This is a genomic window from Anabaena sp. UHCC 0253 (assembly GCF_009712085.1).
Classification (GTDB): domain Bacteria; phylum Cyanobacteriota; class Cyanobacteriia; order Cyanobacteriales; family Nostocaceae; genus Dolichospermum.
The window spans coordinates 10,329-27,973 of record NZ_VILD01000008.1 but is presented as its reverse complement, the minus strand read 5'-3'; the positions used below and the strand labels follow the sequence as shown (position 1 = coordinate 27,973).

Annotated in this window: 14 protein-coding genes and 2 pseudogenes; 8 read left to right on the top strand and 8 right to left on the bottom strand. The window is 38.5% G+C overall.

The window, feature by feature from the left end:
• The first annotated feature begins 22 nt into the window (after positions 1 to 22).
• Together FJR38_RS20130 and FJR38_RS20125 are read left to right on the top strand one after the other, a co-directional pair.
• Positions 23 to 796, top strand: coding sequence for a pseudouridine synthase (locus FJR38_RS20130; RefSeq protein WP_168492105.1), 774 nt, complete (start codon positions 23 to 25; stop codon positions 794 to 796).
• A gap of 16 nt (positions 797 to 812) precedes the next feature.
• On the top strand, positions 813 to 1,574 hold the full coding sequence (locus FJR38_RS20125; RefSeq protein ID WP_168492106.1) for a RodZ domain-containing protein: 762 nt from the start codon (positions 813 to 815) through the stop codon (positions 1,572 to 1,574).
• 261 nt (positions 1,575 to 1,835) lie between these two features.
• On the opposite strand, the gene malQ is transcribed toward FJR38_RS20125, so the two are convergent.
• Complete coding sequence (gene malQ, locus FJR38_RS20120; protein WP_168539033.1) at positions 1,836 to 3,341, bottom strand: 4-alpha-glucanotransferase; 1,506 nt, start codon at positions 3,339 to 3,341, stop codon at positions 1,836 to 1,838.
• A 351-nt stretch (positions 3,342 to 3,692) separates the two neighbouring features.
• Between malQ and FJR38_RS27825 the strand changes: the two genes are divergently transcribed.
• Together FJR38_RS27825 and FJR38_RS20110 are read left to right on the top strand one after the other, a co-directional pair.
• Positions 3,693 to 4,568, top strand: coding sequence for a bacteriohemerythrin (locus FJR38_RS27825; protein ID WP_217360039.1), 876 nt, complete (start codon positions 3,693 to 3,695; stop codon positions 4,566 to 4,568).
• 6 nt (positions 4,569 to 4,574) lie between these two features.
• A complete protein-coding gene (locus FJR38_RS20110) occupies positions 4,575 to 5,006 on the top strand; it encodes an NUDIX hydrolase (protein WP_168539031.1) in 432 nt (143 codons plus the stop codon).
• A gap of 100 nt (positions 5,007 to 5,106) precedes the next feature.
• Here FJR38_RS20110 and tkt read toward each other — a convergent pair whose 3' ends face one another.
• The 3 genes from tkt to FJR38_RS20095 all read right to left on the bottom strand — a co-directional run bounded on the left by tkt (position 5,107) and on the right by FJR38_RS20095 (position 9,310).
• Entirely contained in the window at positions 5,107 to 7,119 is a 2,013-nt protein-coding gene (tkt, locus tag FJR38_RS20105; RefSeq protein ID WP_168492110.1) for a transketolase, read from the bottom strand.
• Between the two features lie 345 nt (positions 7,120 to 7,464).
• On the bottom strand, positions 7,465 to 8,718 hold the full coding sequence (gene fabF, locus FJR38_RS20100) for a beta-ketoacyl-ACP synthase II (protein WP_168539029.1): 1,254 nt from the start codon (positions 8,716 to 8,718) through the stop codon (positions 7,465 to 7,467).
• 340 nt (positions 8,719 to 9,058) lie between these two features.
• A complete protein-coding gene (locus FJR38_RS20095) occupies positions 9,059 to 9,310 on the bottom strand; it encodes an acyl carrier protein (RefSeq protein ID WP_168539027.1) in 252 nt (83 codons plus the stop codon).
• A gap of 284 nt (positions 9,311 to 9,594) precedes the next feature.
• Between FJR38_RS20095 and FJR38_RS20090 the strand changes: the two genes are divergently transcribed.
• A complete protein-coding gene (locus FJR38_RS20090; protein ID WP_168539025.1) occupies positions 9,595 to 10,503 on the top strand; it encodes a CoB--CoM heterodisulfide reductase iron-sulfur subunit B family protein in 909 nt (302 codons plus the stop codon).
• 104 nt (positions 10,504 to 10,607) lie between these two features.
• Here the strand turns inward: FJR38_RS20090 and def are convergent, their stop codons facing one another.
• Both def and FJR38_RS20080 read right to left on the bottom strand, forming a co-directional pair.
• Positions 10,608 to 11,141, bottom strand: coding sequence for a peptide deformylase (def, locus tag FJR38_RS20085; protein ID WP_168539023.1), 534 nt, complete (start codon positions 11,139 to 11,141; stop codon positions 10,608 to 10,610).
• A gap of 34 nt (positions 11,142 to 11,175) precedes the next feature.
• A complete protein-coding gene (locus FJR38_RS20080; RefSeq protein ID WP_168539021.1) occupies positions 11,176 to 12,435 on the bottom strand; it encodes an HhoA/HhoB/HtrA family serine endopeptidase in 1,260 nt (419 codons plus the stop codon).
• Between the two features lie 130 nt (positions 12,436 to 12,565).
• Between FJR38_RS20080 and dnaA the strand changes: the two are divergent.
• Both dnaA and FJR38_RS20070 read left to right on the top strand, forming a co-directional pair.
• A pseudogene (dnaA, locus tag FJR38_RS20075) lies at positions 12,566 to 13,950 on the top strand (chromosomal replication initiator protein DnaA).
• A gap of 274 nt (positions 13,951 to 14,224) precedes the next feature.
• Positions 14,225 to 14,656, top strand: a complete 432-nt coding sequence (locus FJR38_RS20070; RefSeq protein ID WP_168499175.1) for a nucleoside deaminase — start codon at positions 14,225 to 14,227, stop codon at positions 14,654 to 14,656.
• Positions 14,657 to 14,836: 180 nt separating this feature from the next.
• Here the strand turns inward: FJR38_RS20070 and FJR38_RS20065 are convergent.
• Positions 14,837 to 15,412 (bottom strand): annotated as a pseudogene (locus tag FJR38_RS20065) (sugar O-acetyltransferase).
• A 10-nt stretch (positions 15,413 to 15,422) separates the two neighbouring features.
• Positions 15,423 to 15,788: a dihydroneopterin aldolase gene (gene folB / locus FJR38_RS20060; RefSeq protein ID WP_168539019.1), complete on the bottom strand. Its 366-nt coding sequence runs from the start codon at positions 15,786 to 15,788 to the stop codon at positions 15,423 to 15,425.
• 60 nt (positions 15,789 to 15,848) lie between these two features.
• On the opposite strand from folB, the gene menD reads away from it, so the two are divergent.
• Positions 15,849 to 17,570 carry a 2-succinyl-5-enolpyruvyl-6-hydroxy-3-cyclohexene-1-carboxylic-acid synthase gene (menD, locus tag FJR38_RS20055; RefSeq protein ID WP_168539017.1) on the top strand — a complete coding sequence of 574 codons (1,722 nt, stop codon included), beginning with the start codon at positions 15,849 to 15,851 and terminating at the stop codon, positions 17,568 to 17,570.
• Positions 17,571 to 17,645 lie beyond the last annotated feature (75 nt).

The window sequence follows — 17,645 nt, the reverse complement described above, 5'->3', positions numbered from 1 at the left end:
ACACAAAATCAACAATTTTCAGATGGAGGCACGGTTACAAAAAATTATCGCTCAATGGGGTATTGCCTCACGACGTGAAGCTGAAGAAATGATTAAGCAATCACGAGTGTATGTTAATGGAATATTGGCACATTTAGGTCAAAAAGTCGATCCCCAGCTAGATAAAATCTCCATTGATGGTAAACCTGTGTTGGTAGAACAGCGTCCATCCTTGATGTATCTATTAGTGCATAAACCCACAGGATTTGTATCTACTTGCTATGATCCTCAAGGAAGAGCAACTGTGTTAGATCTGCTACCACCAGAATTAAGACAGGGATCGGGTATTCACCCTGTCGGCCGCTTAGATGTAGACTCTACGGGAGCATTAATCTTGACAAATGATGGGGAACTAACTTATGGACTTACCCATCCGAGTCATAGTATTTGTAAAACATATCGTGTTGTCGTTCAAGGACATCCCCCAGCAAAAGTTCTCAAAATGTGGAGTCAGGGTGTAGTTCTAGAAGGAAAAATGACCAGACCTGCTCAAGTGCATTTAATTGCCAGTTATCCTGATCAAAGCTGTTTAAAAATTGTCTTACAGGAGGGAAGAAACCGCCAAATCCGCCGTGTAGCTCAACAATTAGGATATCCAGTTATTCAACTACATCGGACAGCGATTGGTTCAATTCAATTAGAAACGTCAATAACACCTTTTTTGCCAGTTGGGAAATATCGTCATCTCACTGGAGATGAGATTAGTTTTTTAAATAAGCAGATAAATCGCACACCTATTAAGACAAAGCTGAGTTAAGGAGTAAAGGGAAAGCATGAAATGGTTCAGAAAGAAGGAAGAACAGCCAATCAAACCTTCTATCAAGGAACACCAATCCGAAAAGTTGGCACAAATTGGCGCTCAATTAGCTGCACTCCGTCAAGAGAAAAATTTAACTCTTGATGAGTTAGTCGTAACGACCAGAATTCCTCGACGACTTTTGCAAGCAATCGAAGAAGGTAAGTTAACTGACTTACCAGAACCCATTTATATTCAAGGCTTTATTAGACAGTTTGCAGACGCTTTAGGTATCAAAGGAGGGGAATTTGCCAGTCATTTTCCTATTGGTTCTCAATCGGTGGGTTTTCAATCCACAAAAAAAGGCCTAAATATTCCTCAATTACGTCCTATTCATCTCTACCTGTTCTATATTGCGCTGATCTTTTGCTCTGTTAATGGTTTATCGCAATTATTGAATAATGCCTCCTTGCAGGCAAATAATAGCCAAATTCAACCCAATACACAAGCAAAATTAACAAACGCGGAAACAACAGGGAATAACAATTCACAGTCTGTACAAGTTGGTGTTACTTTAAAGGCATCTTCTTGGATTAGTGTAGTTACCGATGGCAAAACCGCCTTTGAAGGAGTTTTACCAGAGGGTTCTAGTCGCACTTGGAAAGCTACTAAACAACTAACAGTAAAAACTAATAATGCTGGAGGCGTTTTAATGAGCGTCAATCAGCAGAAACCAAAGGAAATGGGAGAAATGGGGAAAACTCAAGAAATTAAAATTGCTGCTAAACCAAACTTATAGAATAGAGTAAAATTTTGGATTGCTCTTAATTAATTGACAATTGACAATGGGTGATTTGGTTTAAAACCTCTCTTTTCAAGGAAAGAGTAAGAAAAAACTTTCCTTACTTTCGATCCTCTACACTTTTGGGAGAGGTAATTTTCCATTATCCATTGTCAATTGTTGAAAGGTTACTAACTACGCCAATCCAGGAAAAATCTCAGGTGCTGATGATTGATTAAGCCGAAATCGTTAATTTCAAATCCACAATCACCTCATTTATCACTGTCTATGAGCGCGTCCGTAACGGAGAGTAAGAGTTTTTAAGCGATCGCCTAAATCTGGCGTTAATACACCTGCTTGGTAACGCCATTCCCAATTTCCTTGTGCTGTACTCGGAAAATTCATCCGGGCTTCATTTCCCAACCCTAATACATCCTGTAACGGAATAATTGCTTGATTGGCGATCGAACTCAAAGCTAATCTAATTAAATCCCAGTTTATCCCGTCAGGACTAATACAACCCAAATACAACAACAAATTTTGCTTTTCGTAATCATTCGCAGCATTAAACCAGCCCACAGTCGTATCATTGTCGTGAGTGCCAGTATAAACTACAGCATTGCGAGTGTAGTTAAAGGGTAAAAACGGATTACCGGGATCAGAACCAAAAGCAAACTGTAATACCTTCATCCCTGGAAACTCAAACTGATCTCGCAGTGCTTCTACCTCTGGCGTAATGATCCCCAAATCTTCCGCCAAAACAGGTAACTTACCCAACCGCTTTCTAATAGTTTCAAACAAAGCTACACCAGGCGCTTCAATCCATTCGCCATTCATAGCCGTTTCTTCCCCTTGGGGTACAGCCCAATAAGCTTCAAAACCCCGGAAGTGATCAATGCGAATTATATCCACATAATCCAACATCGCCTCAAAGCGCAAGATCCACCATTTAAAGTCTTGTTTTTGCAATTCTTCCCAGTTATAAACCGGATTGCCCCATAATTGACCAGTGGCGCTAAAGTAATCTGGTGGTACACCCGCCATTAAAGCCACTTCGCCCGTTTCTTCATCTAAAGCAAAAATATCTGGATTCGCCCAAACATCAGCACTATCATGAGCTACATAAATGGGGATATCACCAATAATATCTATATCATTCTCATTAGCATAGTTTTTGAGTTCTGACCACTGCCGGAAAAACTCATATTGGACAAACTTGTAATAAAAAATCTCCTCTGCTAACTCTTTTTCAATTTTGGCTAAAGCTACTGGTTCACGCTTTGCCAATTCCGGTTGCCAATTATGCCAGCTTTTACCCTTTTGGGCATCTTTTATCGCCATAAATAGCGCATAATTATTTAACCAATAGCCTTTATCAGCACAAAACTTAGCAAAAGCTTGTTTCTGCTGGGAATTTGCTTTAGTTTTAAAATCCTCACAAGCTTTAATGAGTAGATTGACCTTAATAGGGATAACTTCGTTAAAATCTACTTTATTTACTGGAAAATCTGGTAAATCAGCTAAATCTTCTTCAATTAACAAACCCTCATCTAATAACTTATCGGGACTAATCAAAAAGTAATTTCCCGCCATTGCGGAGTAGCACATATAGGGAGAATTACCATAACCAGTTGGACCCAGAGGTAAAACTTGCCAATATTGTTGATGACTATCTTTGAGAAAATCAATAAACCGATAAGCTTCCAAACCTAAATCCCCAATACCAAAACGACTGGGGAAAGAACTAGGATGCAGTAAAATACCACTTGATCTAGGAAAAGGCATAGTTAATTGTAAATATGAGTAGATTGTTTATGAGGACTTAGACAAATGTTACATTCAATTTATTTTGTAGAGTGTGTCAAATATTAAAAATATTTTGATTCTTAACAAACTATCTAGTCTGACCCATGGTACTCAAATATCACCTGCCCAAGTCCTGTTTATAACTAACAATCGAGAACTTCATTGAAGTTATCATGGTATAGTTAATATAGATAGATTCTCAGTATAAAGAAATAGTAAAAATTGTAAAGGAATACGAAGATTTTGATTGCAAGTTTTACACAGCAAACATTTCTATAATTACTCGGATGTCTGAGAAGTTAAATTTTATTCTCTGTTGAGGAGTTCTATATGAGTATTAAAATCGCGCAATGGCGACCGGAGTATGAAACAGGCAATGATATTATTGATGAGCAGCATAAAAGTTTATTTAGTACCATTAATGCGCTAAATAGTGCGATGTTGGAGGGACAGGGCGAAGCGTTATTAGGAAAAACACTTGATAGTTTAAAAGACTATACCACAGTTCATTTCGACACTGAAGAAAAATTCATGCTCGACCATAAATATCCAGATTATGTAGAACATAAGCAGAAGCATGAAGCCCTTAAAGCCAAGGTTTTGAGCTTTGAGAAGAAAAATTATGATGACTTATCCAAGTTAACAAATGCAGTTTCTCACTTTTTAACTGATTGGTTAATTCATCACATTAAAGATGAAGACAAAAAGATGATTTCATTTTGCCGTCATGGTCATTGGAGTGAGTCTAAAACTGATCATATCTCATCGGTTTCTAGTGATAACAAACTAGAGATTGCACAATGGCGGACCGAGTACGAAACAGGCTATATCCTCATTGATAATCAACATCAAAGCCTTTTCCATGTTATTAATGCTCTCAATAGTGCCATGCTAGTAGGGAGAGGAGAAGAATTACTAGAAAGAACTTTAGAAAGTCTGAAAATTTACACAACTATTCATTTTGAAACCGAAGAAGAATTTATGCTTAAAAATAATTATCCAGGCTACCTGGAGCATAAGGCAAAACATGAACTCCTGCGGCAACAAGTAGAAGAGTTTAATCAACAAATAAAGATACAAAATACATCTCAGATTACTATTACTGTATCCCATTTTTTGACAGATTGGCTGATCCATCACATTAAAGATGAAGACAAAAAAATGATTGCTTTTCTACGCCAAAAACGAGAACAAAAACAGAAATAAATAATTATGACTTACAGAAATCCTGCTCCTACTGTTGATATCATTATTGAATTAATTGATAGACCTCATCGCCCCATTATCCTGATTGAAAGACATAATGAACCTTTAGGTTGGGCGTTACCTGGTGGTTTCGTTGATTATGGCGAAGCTGTGGAAAAGGCAGCAATTAGGGAAGCAGAGGAAGAAATATGTTTAAAAATAGAGTTAATCGAACAGTTATTAGTTTATTCTGATCCTAGTCGTGATCCTCGTCAGCATACAATTAGTATTGTATTTTTAGCAACAGCTATAGGTGAACCTTTCGCTGGTGATGATGCTAAAAGTGTGGGTATTTTCGAGCCTTGGTGTGTTCCTGGTAATTTATGTTTTGATCATAACCGGATTCTGCGGGATTATTGGCAATATCGTCATTATGGAATACGTCCCCGGTTAGGGTAAGTAGATTGGCGTTAAAAATAGTTCTAAAACGCCAGAAATTATAAGAAAAAAGGTGAGCTTTTTAGCCCACCCAAAAAAATCAGAGAATATCCTGTGATAATTAAGCTAACAAAGCTTTGGCTTTAGCTAAAACATTATCAACAGTGAAGCCAAACTTCTCCAAACAAGTGTTACCAGGAGCAGATGCACCAAAGGTATCAATGCTTACTGTGTCGCCTTCACTACCGATATATTTGTGCCAACCGAAGCTACTAGCAGCTTCTACAGATAGGCGCTTGGTAACAGCTTTAGGAAGAATGGATTCCTTATAAGCTGCGTCTTGTGTATCAAACAAGGTAGAAGAAGGCATAGAAACAACACGAACTTTCTTACCTTCAGCAGTTAATTTTTCCGCTGCACTGACACAGAGGCTCAATTCTGAACCTGTACCAATGAGGATAATATCTGGTGTACCTTGGCAATCAACAATTGTGTATCCACCTTTAGCAACACCTGCAATAGATGTACCTGCTAGGTTGGGGACATTTTGACGAGTGAACGCCAATAAAGTAGAAGCTTGTGCTTTAGACTTTTCAATTGCGACTTTGTAACCACCAGATGTTTCATTTCCATCAGCAGGACGAATTACGGTTAAGTCAGGAATCGCGCGGAGGGAAGCAAGGGTTTCAATGGGTTGGTGAGTAGGACCGTCTTCACCTTGGCCAATGGAGTCATGAGTCATTACCCAAATTGAGCCAGCTTCAGAGAGAGCAGCCAAACGAATTGCCGCCCGCATATAATCTGTGAAGATCAGGAAGGTTGCACCATAGGGAATTAAACCTGAGTTATGCAACGCCATACCGTTACAGATTGCACCCATGGCGTGTTCACGCACACCAAAGTGAATGTTGCGGTTTTGGAAGTGTCCTTTCTGGAAGTCGCCAAAACCTTTGAGTTCGGTGAGGTTGGAGTGGGTTAAGTCGGCAGAACCACCAATTAATTCTGGTAAAACTGCGGCTAGTTTGTTGAGGCAGTTTTCTGAGTGTTTGCGGGTGGGTAATGCTTTATCTTCTGCTGTGTAGGTAGGTAATACTTTGTCCCAACCGTCTGGTAATTTGCCGCTCACAAAACGGTCAAATTCAGCCGCTTCTTGGGGGTATTTAGCTTTGTAGTCAGCATAGGTCTTGTTCCAATCGGATTCATAACCTGCACCGCGTTCTACAGCCTTGCGGGCATGGTTAAGGGCATCAGCAGGGATTTCAAATGGTGCGTAGTTCCAACCCAAGTTTGTCCGAGTTAATGCTGTTTCATCTGGACCCAAGGCTGCGCCGTGAATACCTGCGGTGTTAGCTTTGTTAGGAGAACCATAACCGATGGTGGTTGTCACCTTAATCATGGTGGGTTTGTCGGTGACAGCTTTTGCTGCTTCGATCGCTTTGGCAATTCCTTCTAAATCGGTGTTACCATTTGCGACGTGCAGAACGTGCCAACCGTAGGATTCAAACCGTTTGGAAACATCTTCTGTAAATGCTACATCTGTAGAACCATCAATGGAGATGTGGTTATCGTCATAAAGAGCAATCAGTTTACCTAATCCCCAATGTCCGGCGATGGAAGCAGCTTCACCAGAAATGCCTTCCATGTTGCAACCATCACCAAGAATTACATAAGTGTAATGGTCAACAATTTTGGCATCGGGTTTGTTGAATTTAGCAGCTAGGTGTGCTTCGGCTACGGCTAAACCAACTGCATTGGCAATTCCTTGACCTAGAGGTCCTGTTGTTACTTCTACGCCGGCTGTAACAAAATTTTCGGGGTGGCCTGGGGTCTTAGCACCCCATTGACGAAATTGCTTGATGTCGTCTATGGTAACGCTATCGTAGCCTGTCAGGTACAACAAGGCATACTGCAACATTGAGCCATGACCAGCGGACAAGACAAAGCGATCGCGGTTGAACCACTGGGGATTTTTGGGGTTATAGCGCATGAAGCGATCCCAAAGCACAAAAGCCATAGGAGCAGCGCCCATGGGCAGTCCAGGGTGTCCTGATTTGGATTTTTCTATGGCATCTACAGCCAAAAAGCGGATCGAATTAATACAAAGTTCTTGGATGGATTGGGTTGCAACAGCCATAATCTCTTATTGTTAACGACGGGTTAGCACTCTTTTTAGCTTTTTTTAGCTGGGGTCATTATCAAGTGATCCCACTTTCCTCATCATCCCATTCCCAATTGTCCATGGACAACCGGGATCTTCTGAGTTTTTAGTGATGAATAAAGCTGATAATTTGGTCATGCTGTTCGCCAAGCGTGGCGTTAGCCATACTCAGGATTAAGCAATGATATCTATCATACTTGCCACAGGTTCACTTCTTGGAAAGCTAACCAGTAGCAAAATAATTTAGGGATAGATAATACAAGCCGTGGTAATTAGTAATTGGGTTATTAACTTCACCTATTACCTGACTAGCAAATACCTTTAGGGTGTGAATTTCTTAAAGGCCAAGGTGACATTATGACCACCAAAACCAAAAGAATTAGATAAGGCTATTTCTACTTTTTGGGCGCGGCTATGATGAGGAACATAATCTAAGTCACACTCTGGATCAAGATTTTCGATATTGATAGTTGGGGGAATTTGGTCATTAGCGATCGCTAAAATTGTCGCTACTGCTTCAATCCCACCAGAACCACCTAATAGGTGTCCTGTCATAGATTTAGTAGAACTAATTGCCACTTGATACGCATGATCTGCTAAGGCTTTTTTGATCGCCGCAGTTTCATTAGCATCATTGGCTGGTGTGCTAGTTCCATGAGCATTGATGTAACTTACCATTTCCGGTGCGATCGCCCCATCCTTTAAAGCCAATTCAATTGCTCTAGCTGCACCTAAACCTCCGGGGACTGGGGAAGTCATGTGGTAAGCATCACAGGTCATCCCATAACCAATAATTTCCCCATAAATTCTTGCACCACGACTGATGGCGTGTTCTAATTCTTCTAGAATTAAAATCCCTGCACCTTCACCCATGACAAAGCCATCGCGATCGCGATCAAACGGACGACACGCATGGGCTGGATCATCATTGCGAGTAGATAAAGCCCGTGCAGCAGCAAATCCCGCTACTGACAAAGGTGTAATCGCTGCTTCACAACCGCCGCAAATCATCGCTTTAGCAAATCCCCCTTGAATCTGACGAAAAGCATCACCAATAGAATTAGAACCAGCCGCACAAGCCGTCACGGAACAAGAATTAGGACCCTTTGCACCCGTATGAATTGCTGTCAATCCTGCCGCCATATTGGCGATCATCATTGGAATCATGAACGGACTACAACGATCAGGACCTCTATTTAAGTAAATGGTTTGTTGGTCTTCTAAGACCTTAATCCCACCCACTCCAGAACCAATAATAACACCCACCTGTTCAGCGTTCAGATCATTAATCACTAAACCTGAATCTTCAACAGCTTGTTTAGCCGCAGATACACCAAATTGGGAAAACCGATCCATTCGTTTGGCTTCTTTGCGTTCTAAGTAACTCTCTGGATTAAAGTTTTTAACTTCACCCGCAATGCGACAACTATGTTTAGAAGCATCAAACGCGGTGATATAGTCAATACCATTTCGTCCGCTTAATAATCCTTCCCAATATTCAATTGCTGTGTTACCAATAGGTGTAATCGCACCTACACCTGTTACAACAACACGTTTACGTTTAAAATCTGTCATGATTACATTAAATATGGCGAAAAAGCAGCAGGTTGAACAAATAAAAGTGCTAAGTTCCGAATCAAATGTCAAAAGTCAAGAATTTACTAAGCTAAAACATATCTACTTTACATAATTCAGATTGACTGAATATATTATGGGATGGACATCTTGCCCGTCTTCATGATGCAAGTTAAATAAGGAATAGCTTAGTTTTTCAGAATTATGGACGTTTGACACTTTTTTTGAAGTCAAATCTACAGTTTGAACATTCAACACATATCCATAGGCGGGTTTATCAAGTTAATCTGTGTGCAATCAAAGTATCTATTTAAACCCGCCGTACTGACTTGTGTCTTGATTATGCGGATGTAGCCTGTTTCTCTTTGATGTAATCCACTGCATTTTGAACAGTTAGAATTTTTTCCGCTGCATCATCAGGAATTTCGATCTCAAACTCTTCTTCTAATGCCATGACTAGCTCAACTGTATCTAGGGAATCAGCCCCTAGATCATCAGTAAATTTAGATCCTGGTGTAATGGTTTCAGCGTCTGCACTGAGTTGTTCAACGATAATCTTTTTGACCTTTTCAAAAATATCTGCTTGGCTCATAGATAAAAGTCCTTAACAAGTTGCTATGATTTGCTCTAAATGAACAAAGTTTTTTTTGAGCATATACATCTTATCGGAAAGGGTGAACCTGCGTATACGTTATATCGTTAAAACTGAGGATTAGATATTGGCAAAATTGAGAGGTTAATAACCCAACTACCAATTACCAATCAGGATTGAGGATGAAAAAATCATGAAGATTAATCTTAATAATCCTCAAAATCAATCCTTTTGTTCCATCATTTTCATCCCCATGACCCTAAATTGAAACCCAATATACATCTATGCTATCTCAAACACTCAAATACGCTTATTATCCAGGTTGTGTAGCTCAAGGGGCTTGTCGAGAATTGTATTTATCAACTCAATCCCTAACTCAAGCCTTGGGTATTGAACTAGTAGAACTCAAAAAAGCCGCTTGCTGTGGTTCAGGTACATTTAAAGAAGATTCCCAATTATTAGAAGACACCGTTAACGCCAGAAATATCGCTTTAGCAGAATCATTAAATTTACCTTTACTAACCCATTGCAGCACCTGTCAAGGTGTTATCGGTCATGTTGACGAACGTTTAAAAGAATGTCAATCAACAAATCCCGACTACCTCAACAAAGTTAATGGTTTATTAGAAAAAGAAGGCTGTTCACCTTATCGGGGAAGTACAGAAGTTAAACATCTTCTCTATGCTTTAGTCACAGATTACGGTTTAGAAGAAATTACTAAGCGCGTCACCCAGAAATTAACTGGATTAAAATGTGCCGCTTTTTATGGTTGTTATCTACTCCGCGCCCAAAAATCTATGCCCTATGATGATCCATTTCAACCGGAAGCAATGGAAAATGTCTTTCGGGCTGTAGGTGCGACACCTGTATATTATCGTGGCAGGACTCAATGCTGTGGTTGGCCTTTATCTAGCTACGCAACAACAGAATCTTTCCAAATGGCCGGAAACCATATCCAAGAAGCTTTAGCTAATGGGGCTGATTGTATTGTGACACCATGTCCTTTGTGTCATTTAAATTTAGATTCTCGCCAACCAGAAGTAGAAAAAGTAATTGGTGAAAAGTTAGGTTTACCTATTTTACATTTACCCCAGTTAATTGCTTTAGCTTTAGGCGTAAGTCCCAAAGAACTCGGTTTAGAACGACATATTGTATCTACAAAACCAGTTTTAGAAAAATTGGGCTGGGGATAAAAAGCAGGAATCGTAGGGGCGCAGGGCCTGCGCCCAGTCAGGAGTCAGGAGTCAGGAGTCAGGAGTCAGGAGTCAGAAGGAAGAATAAAATTACCCATCACCCATCACCCATTACCAATCACTGATTTTTGATATTCTTCTTCACTGATTAAATCCTGATTATTTTCGACACGATCTAAAAATACTAATCCTTCCAAATGATCATACTCATGTTGAAAAATTCTGGCGACAAAATCAGTTAATTCTTGTTTTTGTAAATTACCATTCCGGTCAGTATATTCAATTTCAATTGTTTGATATCTAGGGACTAAACCCCTAATTCCCGGAACACTTAAACAACCTTCCCAGTCTTTAACTATTTCTGAAGAATGGGCAATAATTTGGGGATTTATCATTGCTGTAGGTTGCATTTCTGGTGCATGGGGATATCTGATATTAGGACGAGAAGCGACGATAAATAATCGGTAAGATGCTGCTACTTGTGGTGCAGCAATTCCCACTCCATTGGCTTGAGCGACAGAGATAATTAATTCATCAATGAGGTTTTGAATTTTTTCCTCTTGAATATTCTCAACCCAAACAGCTTTTTGTCGTAATACCGGATTACCTAATTTAATAATTGGCGCTAATTCATTCATAACTGACAACTGAGAACTGACAACTGACTAAATATCAATTTCCTTGGTTAATGGGTAAAGGTGCAGGTTTAACGGAGACTTGGGTAATTTTGCCATCACGTAATACCTGAATTGGTAAAGGAACGCCGACTTTGCTATTTTCTACTAATTTTTGTACTTCATCAACTTTCAGGACTGATTGATTATTAATACTTTTTATAACATCCCCTGAGCGAAGTCCACCAATAGCTGCCGGTGAGTTAGGAACAATCCTCACTAATAAGACCCCTTGATCTGTAGATAAATTGATGCGATCGCCAAATCTAGTAGTTATTCTTTCCTTAACTTCTGGTGTTAATGTTACCATTTGTATTCCCAAATAGGGATGATCAACTCTACCTTTCGCAATTAATTCATTGGCAATTTTTTGGACAGTATTAATAGGAATTGCAAATCCCAAACCTTGAGCGCCTTGAATAATTGCTGTATTCATCCCAATGACTTCACCACGAGCATTTAGTAATGGTCCACCGGAATTTCCAGGGTTAATTGCTGCATCTGTTTGCAAATAATCAACACGCTTATCACTTGCCCCAATATCACTACTAGAACGATCTGTAGCACTGATAATTCCAGAGGTAACAGTATTATTTAACCCCAAAGGATTACCAATGGCGATCACAGCTTCTCCTGGTTGTAAAGTATCTGATTTACCTAAAGCTAGGGCGGGTAAATTGTTCGCATCAATTTGAATTACTGCTACATCTGTTACCGCGTCTTCACCTAATACTTTACCCTTAAAAGTTCGTCCATCTTTGAGGGTGACTGTAACTAAATCAGCACCGTCAACAACATGGGAATTAGTCAAAATTTGCCCAGATGAATTAATAATAAATCCAGAACCGCTACCTCTTTCCACTCTTTCTCTGGGTTGCGACGGAATTCTATTCCCAAAAAATCCGCGAAAAAAGGGATCGGAAAATTCGTCTGGAACTCTAGTAGTGACGGTTCTAGTAGAATCAATACGAACAACAGCACTTCCCACCTTTTGTACTACTTTAACAACAAAGTTGGGATCTCCAGAGGAGAAAATGGCGGGAGGAGCGATTTCGGTTGTGGGTACTGTGTTTTTTTGTGCTTGAGTATCATTAGATTGAGCTTCTGACGTAATTTTGTTCAGACTACTGCAACCTCCCAGCATTAAAACCCCTACACTACATACTGTTACCCATTTTTTTCCTTGATTTCTCAAGTTTTGTAGCCAAAATCTGGTATTCATATTTTTAGGCGCTAGGTTATGATTATTAATCTTCATAGGTAATTATTGCTCCGTATTAGTTAGTAGGTGTTAGGATCTTGGATACTTGGTTTTTACCAGAATGATCATACGAGACAAGAAGTAATTACGAATTAGGAATTACGAATTACGGATAAAGGTGGTGTTGATGGAAATTCCCATAGATGGTTTGTGGAATCATGTATTAGAGCGTTTACAGTTAGAATTAGCTCCTCCTACCTTTGAAACTTGGATTAAGACAGCTTATGCACAGCAGCTAGAAAATAACTGCTTGGTAATATATGCTCCTAATCCTTTTGCTCGCAATTGGCTTCAAAAATACTACATCCATACTATTGCTAATGTAGTTCAAGATATTGTGGGTTATCCAGTAGAAATTTATATTACTGTAGCTGAAGATGAGGACGTTTCTCATTTGGGTAATCAGGGAGCGCGAGGAGAATTCCCAGCGGTAAATCATCTTTACACAAATGCGCCTATAAATACCCACAAAACTTCAGATTTAAACTCTAAATATGTTTTTTCTCGGTTTGTTGTTGGTGCTAACAATCGCATGGCTCATGCTGCTTCCTTAGCTGTAGCAGAATATCCTGGTAGGGAATTTAATCCTTTATTTTTATGTGGTGGTGTGGGTTTAGGAAAAACACACTTAATGCAAGCTATTGGTAATTATCGCTGGGAAATTTGTCCTAATTCTAAGATATTTTATGTTTCCACAGAACAGTTTACAAATGATTTAATTACAGCAATTCGTCAAGATAGTATGCAAAGTTTCCGAGAACATTATCGGGCGGCTGATGTGCTGTTGGTTGATGATATTCAATTTATTGAGGGCAAAGAATATACTCAAGAAGAATTTTTTCATACTTTTAATACTTTACATGAAGCGGGTAAGCAAGTTGTTATTGCTTCAGATCGTCCTCCTAACCAGATTCCCAGTTTACAAGAACGTCTTTGTTCACGGTTTTCTATGGGACTAATTGCAGATATTCAAACCCCTGATTTAGAGACAAGAATGGCGATTTTGCAAAAAAAGCTGAGTATGAAAATATTCGTTTACCTAAAAATGTGATTGAATATCTTGCTTGTAATTATACTTCTAATATTCGTGAGTTAGAGGGGGCGTTAATTCGGGCTTTGGCTTATATTTCTATTTGGGGTTTACCTATGACTGTGGAAAATCTTGCTCCTATTTTAGGAACTCCTAGCCAGAAAATAGAAACGACTCCAGAGATTATTTTAATTATAGTCGCAGATGCTTTGAATGTGTCTATTGAGGATCTCAAGAGTAATTCCCGTCGTCGAGAAATTAGTTGGGCTAGACAAATAGGAATGTATTTAATGCGACAATATACAAAACTAAGTTTACCCAGAATAGGCGAGGAATTTGGTGGTAAAGATCATACAACAGTGATGTATAGTTGTGAAAAAATTACCCAATTACAGGAAAGTGATCAGACTTTAATTCAAACTTTACACCAATTGAGCGATCGCATCCACATGGCTACTTCCAAAAATAAAATTAACCCTTAATCATGTTTTCCACAACCAGAAAACCTAATTTCTCAAATATCAATCTTCGCTATTAAGCGCAAATATTAAGTAAAGTCTAAAGATTAATTAATTTTGACTTAAAATTGTCGTAAAAGTATAACTTTTTGGGGAAAAGCTGTGGAAAACTTTACTTTATTATTCATCAGGTTCATATATTATCATGACGCTATAAAAATCTAGGCTAGTTTTTCCACAGTTTTTCCACAGGAAAACATTGATAACAATGATTTTTTTATATCAGGAGCATTGACAAATGGACGAATTTATGAATGCGGCGATTTTTGAAGCTAAACAAGGTAGACAAGAAGGGGGAATTCCCATTGGGTCTGTATTGGTTAAGGATGGTAAAATTGTCGGTAGAGGACACAATAAGCGTGTACAAGAAAGTGATCCTGTCACTCATGCAGAAATTGATTGCCTCCGTAATGCTGGTAGAATTGGTAATTACAGAGGGACAACACTTTATTCAACACTAATGCCGTGCTATTTGTGCGCTGGTGCGGTAGTGCAGTTTGGTATTAAAAAAGTCATTGCTGGGGAATCACGAACCTTTTCGGGAGCAAAGGAATTTATGGTATCTCATGGAGTGGAAGTAGTAGATTTAAATCTAGATGAATGTGAACAAATGATGAGTGATTTTATTCAAACAAACCCCGAACTTTGGAATGAAGATATTGGTAAATGAAGTTTCGATGTAATTTGATGTTAGTTTGTTTAACTGACACTCTGCGCTCAAAAAAGAAGTTAGTTGATTTTAATTTTTTCTAACCTAAATTTTTTAACCTAGACTATGAAATTTTCTAGATAACGGTAAAATATGTACCTAATTGATCTGCAATCTCCTATAAGAATTAAAAAATTGAAATTAAACAACTATATTTTCAGATAAATGACGAATAATTCGGCAAGGATTACCCGCAGCTACAACATTTTTGGGGATATCTGTAACTACTACACTACCTGCACCAATACTAGTATTATCACCAATAGTCACACCTGGACAAATTATTGCGCCACCACCTATCCACACATTATGACCAATTCTAATTGGTGCTGCTAGTTCTCTACCCGTTAACCGGGTTTCTGGATCTGTGGGATGATAAGCTGTATAAATCTGTACATAAGGAGCAATCAATACATTTTCGCCAATATGAACAGTATGGCAATCTAAAATTACACAACCGTAATTTACATATAAGTTATTACCAGTGTAAATATTACTGCCATAGTCACAGTGGAAAGGTGGGACAATTTTGATTTTTGCTCCTATCTCAGCAAATAAGCCTTGTAAAATTTGATGTCGCTGCTGTTGCTGTTCTGCTGTGGTTGAGTTGTACATTCGCAGTAAACGACTAGCACGTTGACTTTCAGCAGCTAATTCCGCATCTTCTGATCAATATAACTCTCCTGTCAGCATTTTTTGTTTTTCTGTTTTTTCCATAACAGGGTAGTTAATTAAACTTGCTTCGCGTTAACTCAATGCTAATTTTGCCGTTAAAATCAGGAATAGGTGCAGCAGGTTTACTGAGAACCACTTGTACTTGACTAATACTGTCGCTGTCCTCTAGAATACCATCAGCGATCGCACCTGCTAATCTTTCTACCAATATAAACTTTGTAGTTTTGACCAAATTTTGAATTAAGCTAATGGTCCGCCGATAATCTACTGTATCTTCAATATTATCTGTTTTAGCGGGTTGAGAAAGATCCAACCATAATTTAACATCCACCTCAAACCATTGTCCTAATACCTGTTCTTCTGGTAAAAACCCGGTATAGCCGTAGCAGCGAATTCCTGTTAAATGGATACAGTCCATAAAAAATAATAAATTATAGTGACAGATGGTAATTTTACCTAATTACCATTATCTAATTAAATGCAACTTACTTTTCATAATCTTAATCAACTTTGGTCTTATGTGTTGACAGAAACCCTGAAACGCTTGGGTTTAAATTGTGCGGTTATTTGTCCTGGTTCTCGTTCTACACCATTAACTTTTGCATTTGTCAAACAAACACCGGATATTGAAGCTATTTCCATTTTAGATGAACGTTCAGCCGCTTTTTTTGCCTTGGGACAAGCTAAAGCGACCGGAAAACCTGTAGTATTAGTGTGTACTTCAGGAACAGCGGGAGCGAATTTTTACCCTGCGGTAATTGAAGCTAAGGAAAGTTGCGTACCTTTATTAATCTTAACTACAGATAGACCAGCAGAATTACGAGAATGTCATTCTGGACAAACTATTGATCAAGTAAAATTATACGGTAATTATCCCAATTGGCAAACCGAGTTAGCTACACCTGTTGCTGAGATGGAAATGTTAAATTATCTCAGACAAACAGTAATTTATGCTTGGGAACGTTGTCAATTTCCCAATGGGGGAACAGTACATCTAAATATACCATTTCGTGATCCGCTTGCGCCAATTCCTGATGGTATAGATTTTACCTTAGATGTTGAAGATTTCTTCTCTGGAATAGTCTCGACTCCATTACCAACTACCAATTACCAATTACCAATTACCCATCACCAAAAAGGGATTATTATTGCTGGTGTAGCTCAAACGAAACAACCTCAAGAATATTGTAGAGCGATCGCCCAACTTTCTCAATCTCTCCAATGGCCTGTTTTAGCAGAAGGACTTTCACCACTCAGAAATTACGCAGATTTAAATCCCTATTTAATTTCTACCTATGACATCATTTTACGTAATCAGCAACTTGCTGAAGAATTAGCACCAGAAATGGTAATTCAAGTCGGAGAAATGCCCACAAGTAAAGAATTGCGTAATTGGTTAATTGCTACTAAACCTCAACGTTGGATAATTGATAGTTGCGATCAAAATTTAGATCCTTTACATGGAAAAACTACACATTTAAGGACATCTATAGAGTATTTAAAGACTGAAAATTGGAAACCAGGAAATAGGGATTTAGAATATTTACAAAAATGGTGTAATTTAGAAGTAAACATCAGAAAAAATATTGATGATAACTTTCAAAACATGGAAGAGTTAATTGAAAGTAAAGCTGCTTGGTTAATTTCGCAAAATCTCCCACCAAAAACACCATTATTTATTGCTAATAGTATGCCAGTAAGGGATGTAGAATTTTTTTGGAAACCGAATAAGTTAAAAATTAAGCCTTATTTTAATCGCGGTGCAAATGGAATTGATGGCACACTTTCAACCGCTTTAGGAGTAGCACATCATCAAAAAAGTAGTGTCATGTTGACAGGAGATTTATCCCTATTACATGATACAAACGGTTTTTTAATTAGAAATAAATTTATTGGACATCTGACAATTATCTTAATTAATAACAATGGTGGAGGCATATTTGGAATGCTACCTATTGCCAAATTTGATCCACCTTTTGAGGAATTTTTTGCCACTCCCCAAGATATTGATTTTGCTCAGTTATGCGTCACTTATGGTGTGCAGCATGAGTTTATTAGTTCTTGGAATGATTTGCAGGAAAGATTAAATCCGTTACCAAATACAGGAATTCGGATTTTGGAAATTAAGACAAATCGAAAAAGGGATGCTATATGGAGAAAGGAAAATTTAGGGAAGTTTGCGGTGGATATTAAAATTTAAAAGCTGCTCTGTGAAAAATTTGCTCTTTTTAGTAGCTCACAAAAAGATTTATCTGCCTGATATTGTAGATTACTT

Excerpts from the sequence above, each read along its gene's own strand:
- FJR38_RS20130 (WP_168492105.1), top strand. The coding sequence starts at position 23 with ATGGAGGCACGGTTACAAAAAATTATCGCTCAATGGGGTATTGCCTCA.
- folB (WP_168539019.1), bottom strand. The coding sequence starts at position 15,788 with ATGGACTGTATCCATTTAACAGGAATTCGCTGCTACGGCTATACCGGG.
- fabF (WP_168539029.1), bottom strand. The coding sequence starts at position 8,718 with ATGACAGATTTTAAACGTAAACGTGTTGTTGTAACAGGTGTAGGTGCG.
- FJR38_RS27825 (WP_217360039.1), top strand. The coding sequence starts at position 3,693 with ATGAGTATTAAAATCGCGCAATGGCGACCGGAGTATGAAACAGGCAAT.
- FJR38_RS20070 (WP_168499175.1), top strand. The coding sequence starts at position 14,225 with ATGGACGAATTTATGAATGCGGCGATTTTTGAAGCTAAACAAGGTAGA.
- menD (WP_168539017.1), top strand. The coding sequence starts at position 15,849 with ATGCAACTTACTTTTCATAATCTTAATCAACTTTGGTCTTATGTGTTG.
- FJR38_RS20080 (WP_168539021.1), bottom strand. The coding sequence starts at position 12,435 with ATGAAGATTAATAATCATAACCTAGCGCCTAAAAATATGAATACCAGA.
- FJR38_RS20090 (WP_168539025.1), top strand. The coding sequence starts at position 9,595 with ATGCTATCTCAAACACTCAAATACGCTTATTATCCAGGTTGTGTAGCT.
- malQ (WP_168539033.1), bottom strand. The coding sequence starts at position 3,341 with ATGCCTTTTCCTAGATCAAGTGGTATTTTACTGCATCCTAGTTCTTTC.
- tkt (WP_168492110.1), bottom strand. The coding sequence starts at position 7,119 with ATGGCTGTTGCAACCCAATCCATCCAAGAACTTTGTATTAATTCGATC.
- FJR38_RS20110 (WP_168539031.1), top strand. The coding sequence starts at position 4,575 with ATGACTTACAGAAATCCTGCTCCTACTGTTGATATCATTATTGAATTA.
- FJR38_RS20125 (WP_168492106.1), top strand. The coding sequence starts at position 813 with ATGAAATGGTTCAGAAAGAAGGAAGAACAGCCAATCAAACCTTCTATC.
- def (WP_168539023.1), bottom strand. The coding sequence starts at position 11,141 with ATGAATGAATTAGCGCCAATTATTAAATTAGGTAATCCGGTATTACGA.
- FJR38_RS20095 (WP_168539027.1), bottom strand. The coding sequence starts at position 9,310 with ATGAGCCAAGCAGATATTTTTGAAAAGGTCAAAAAGATTATCGTTGAA.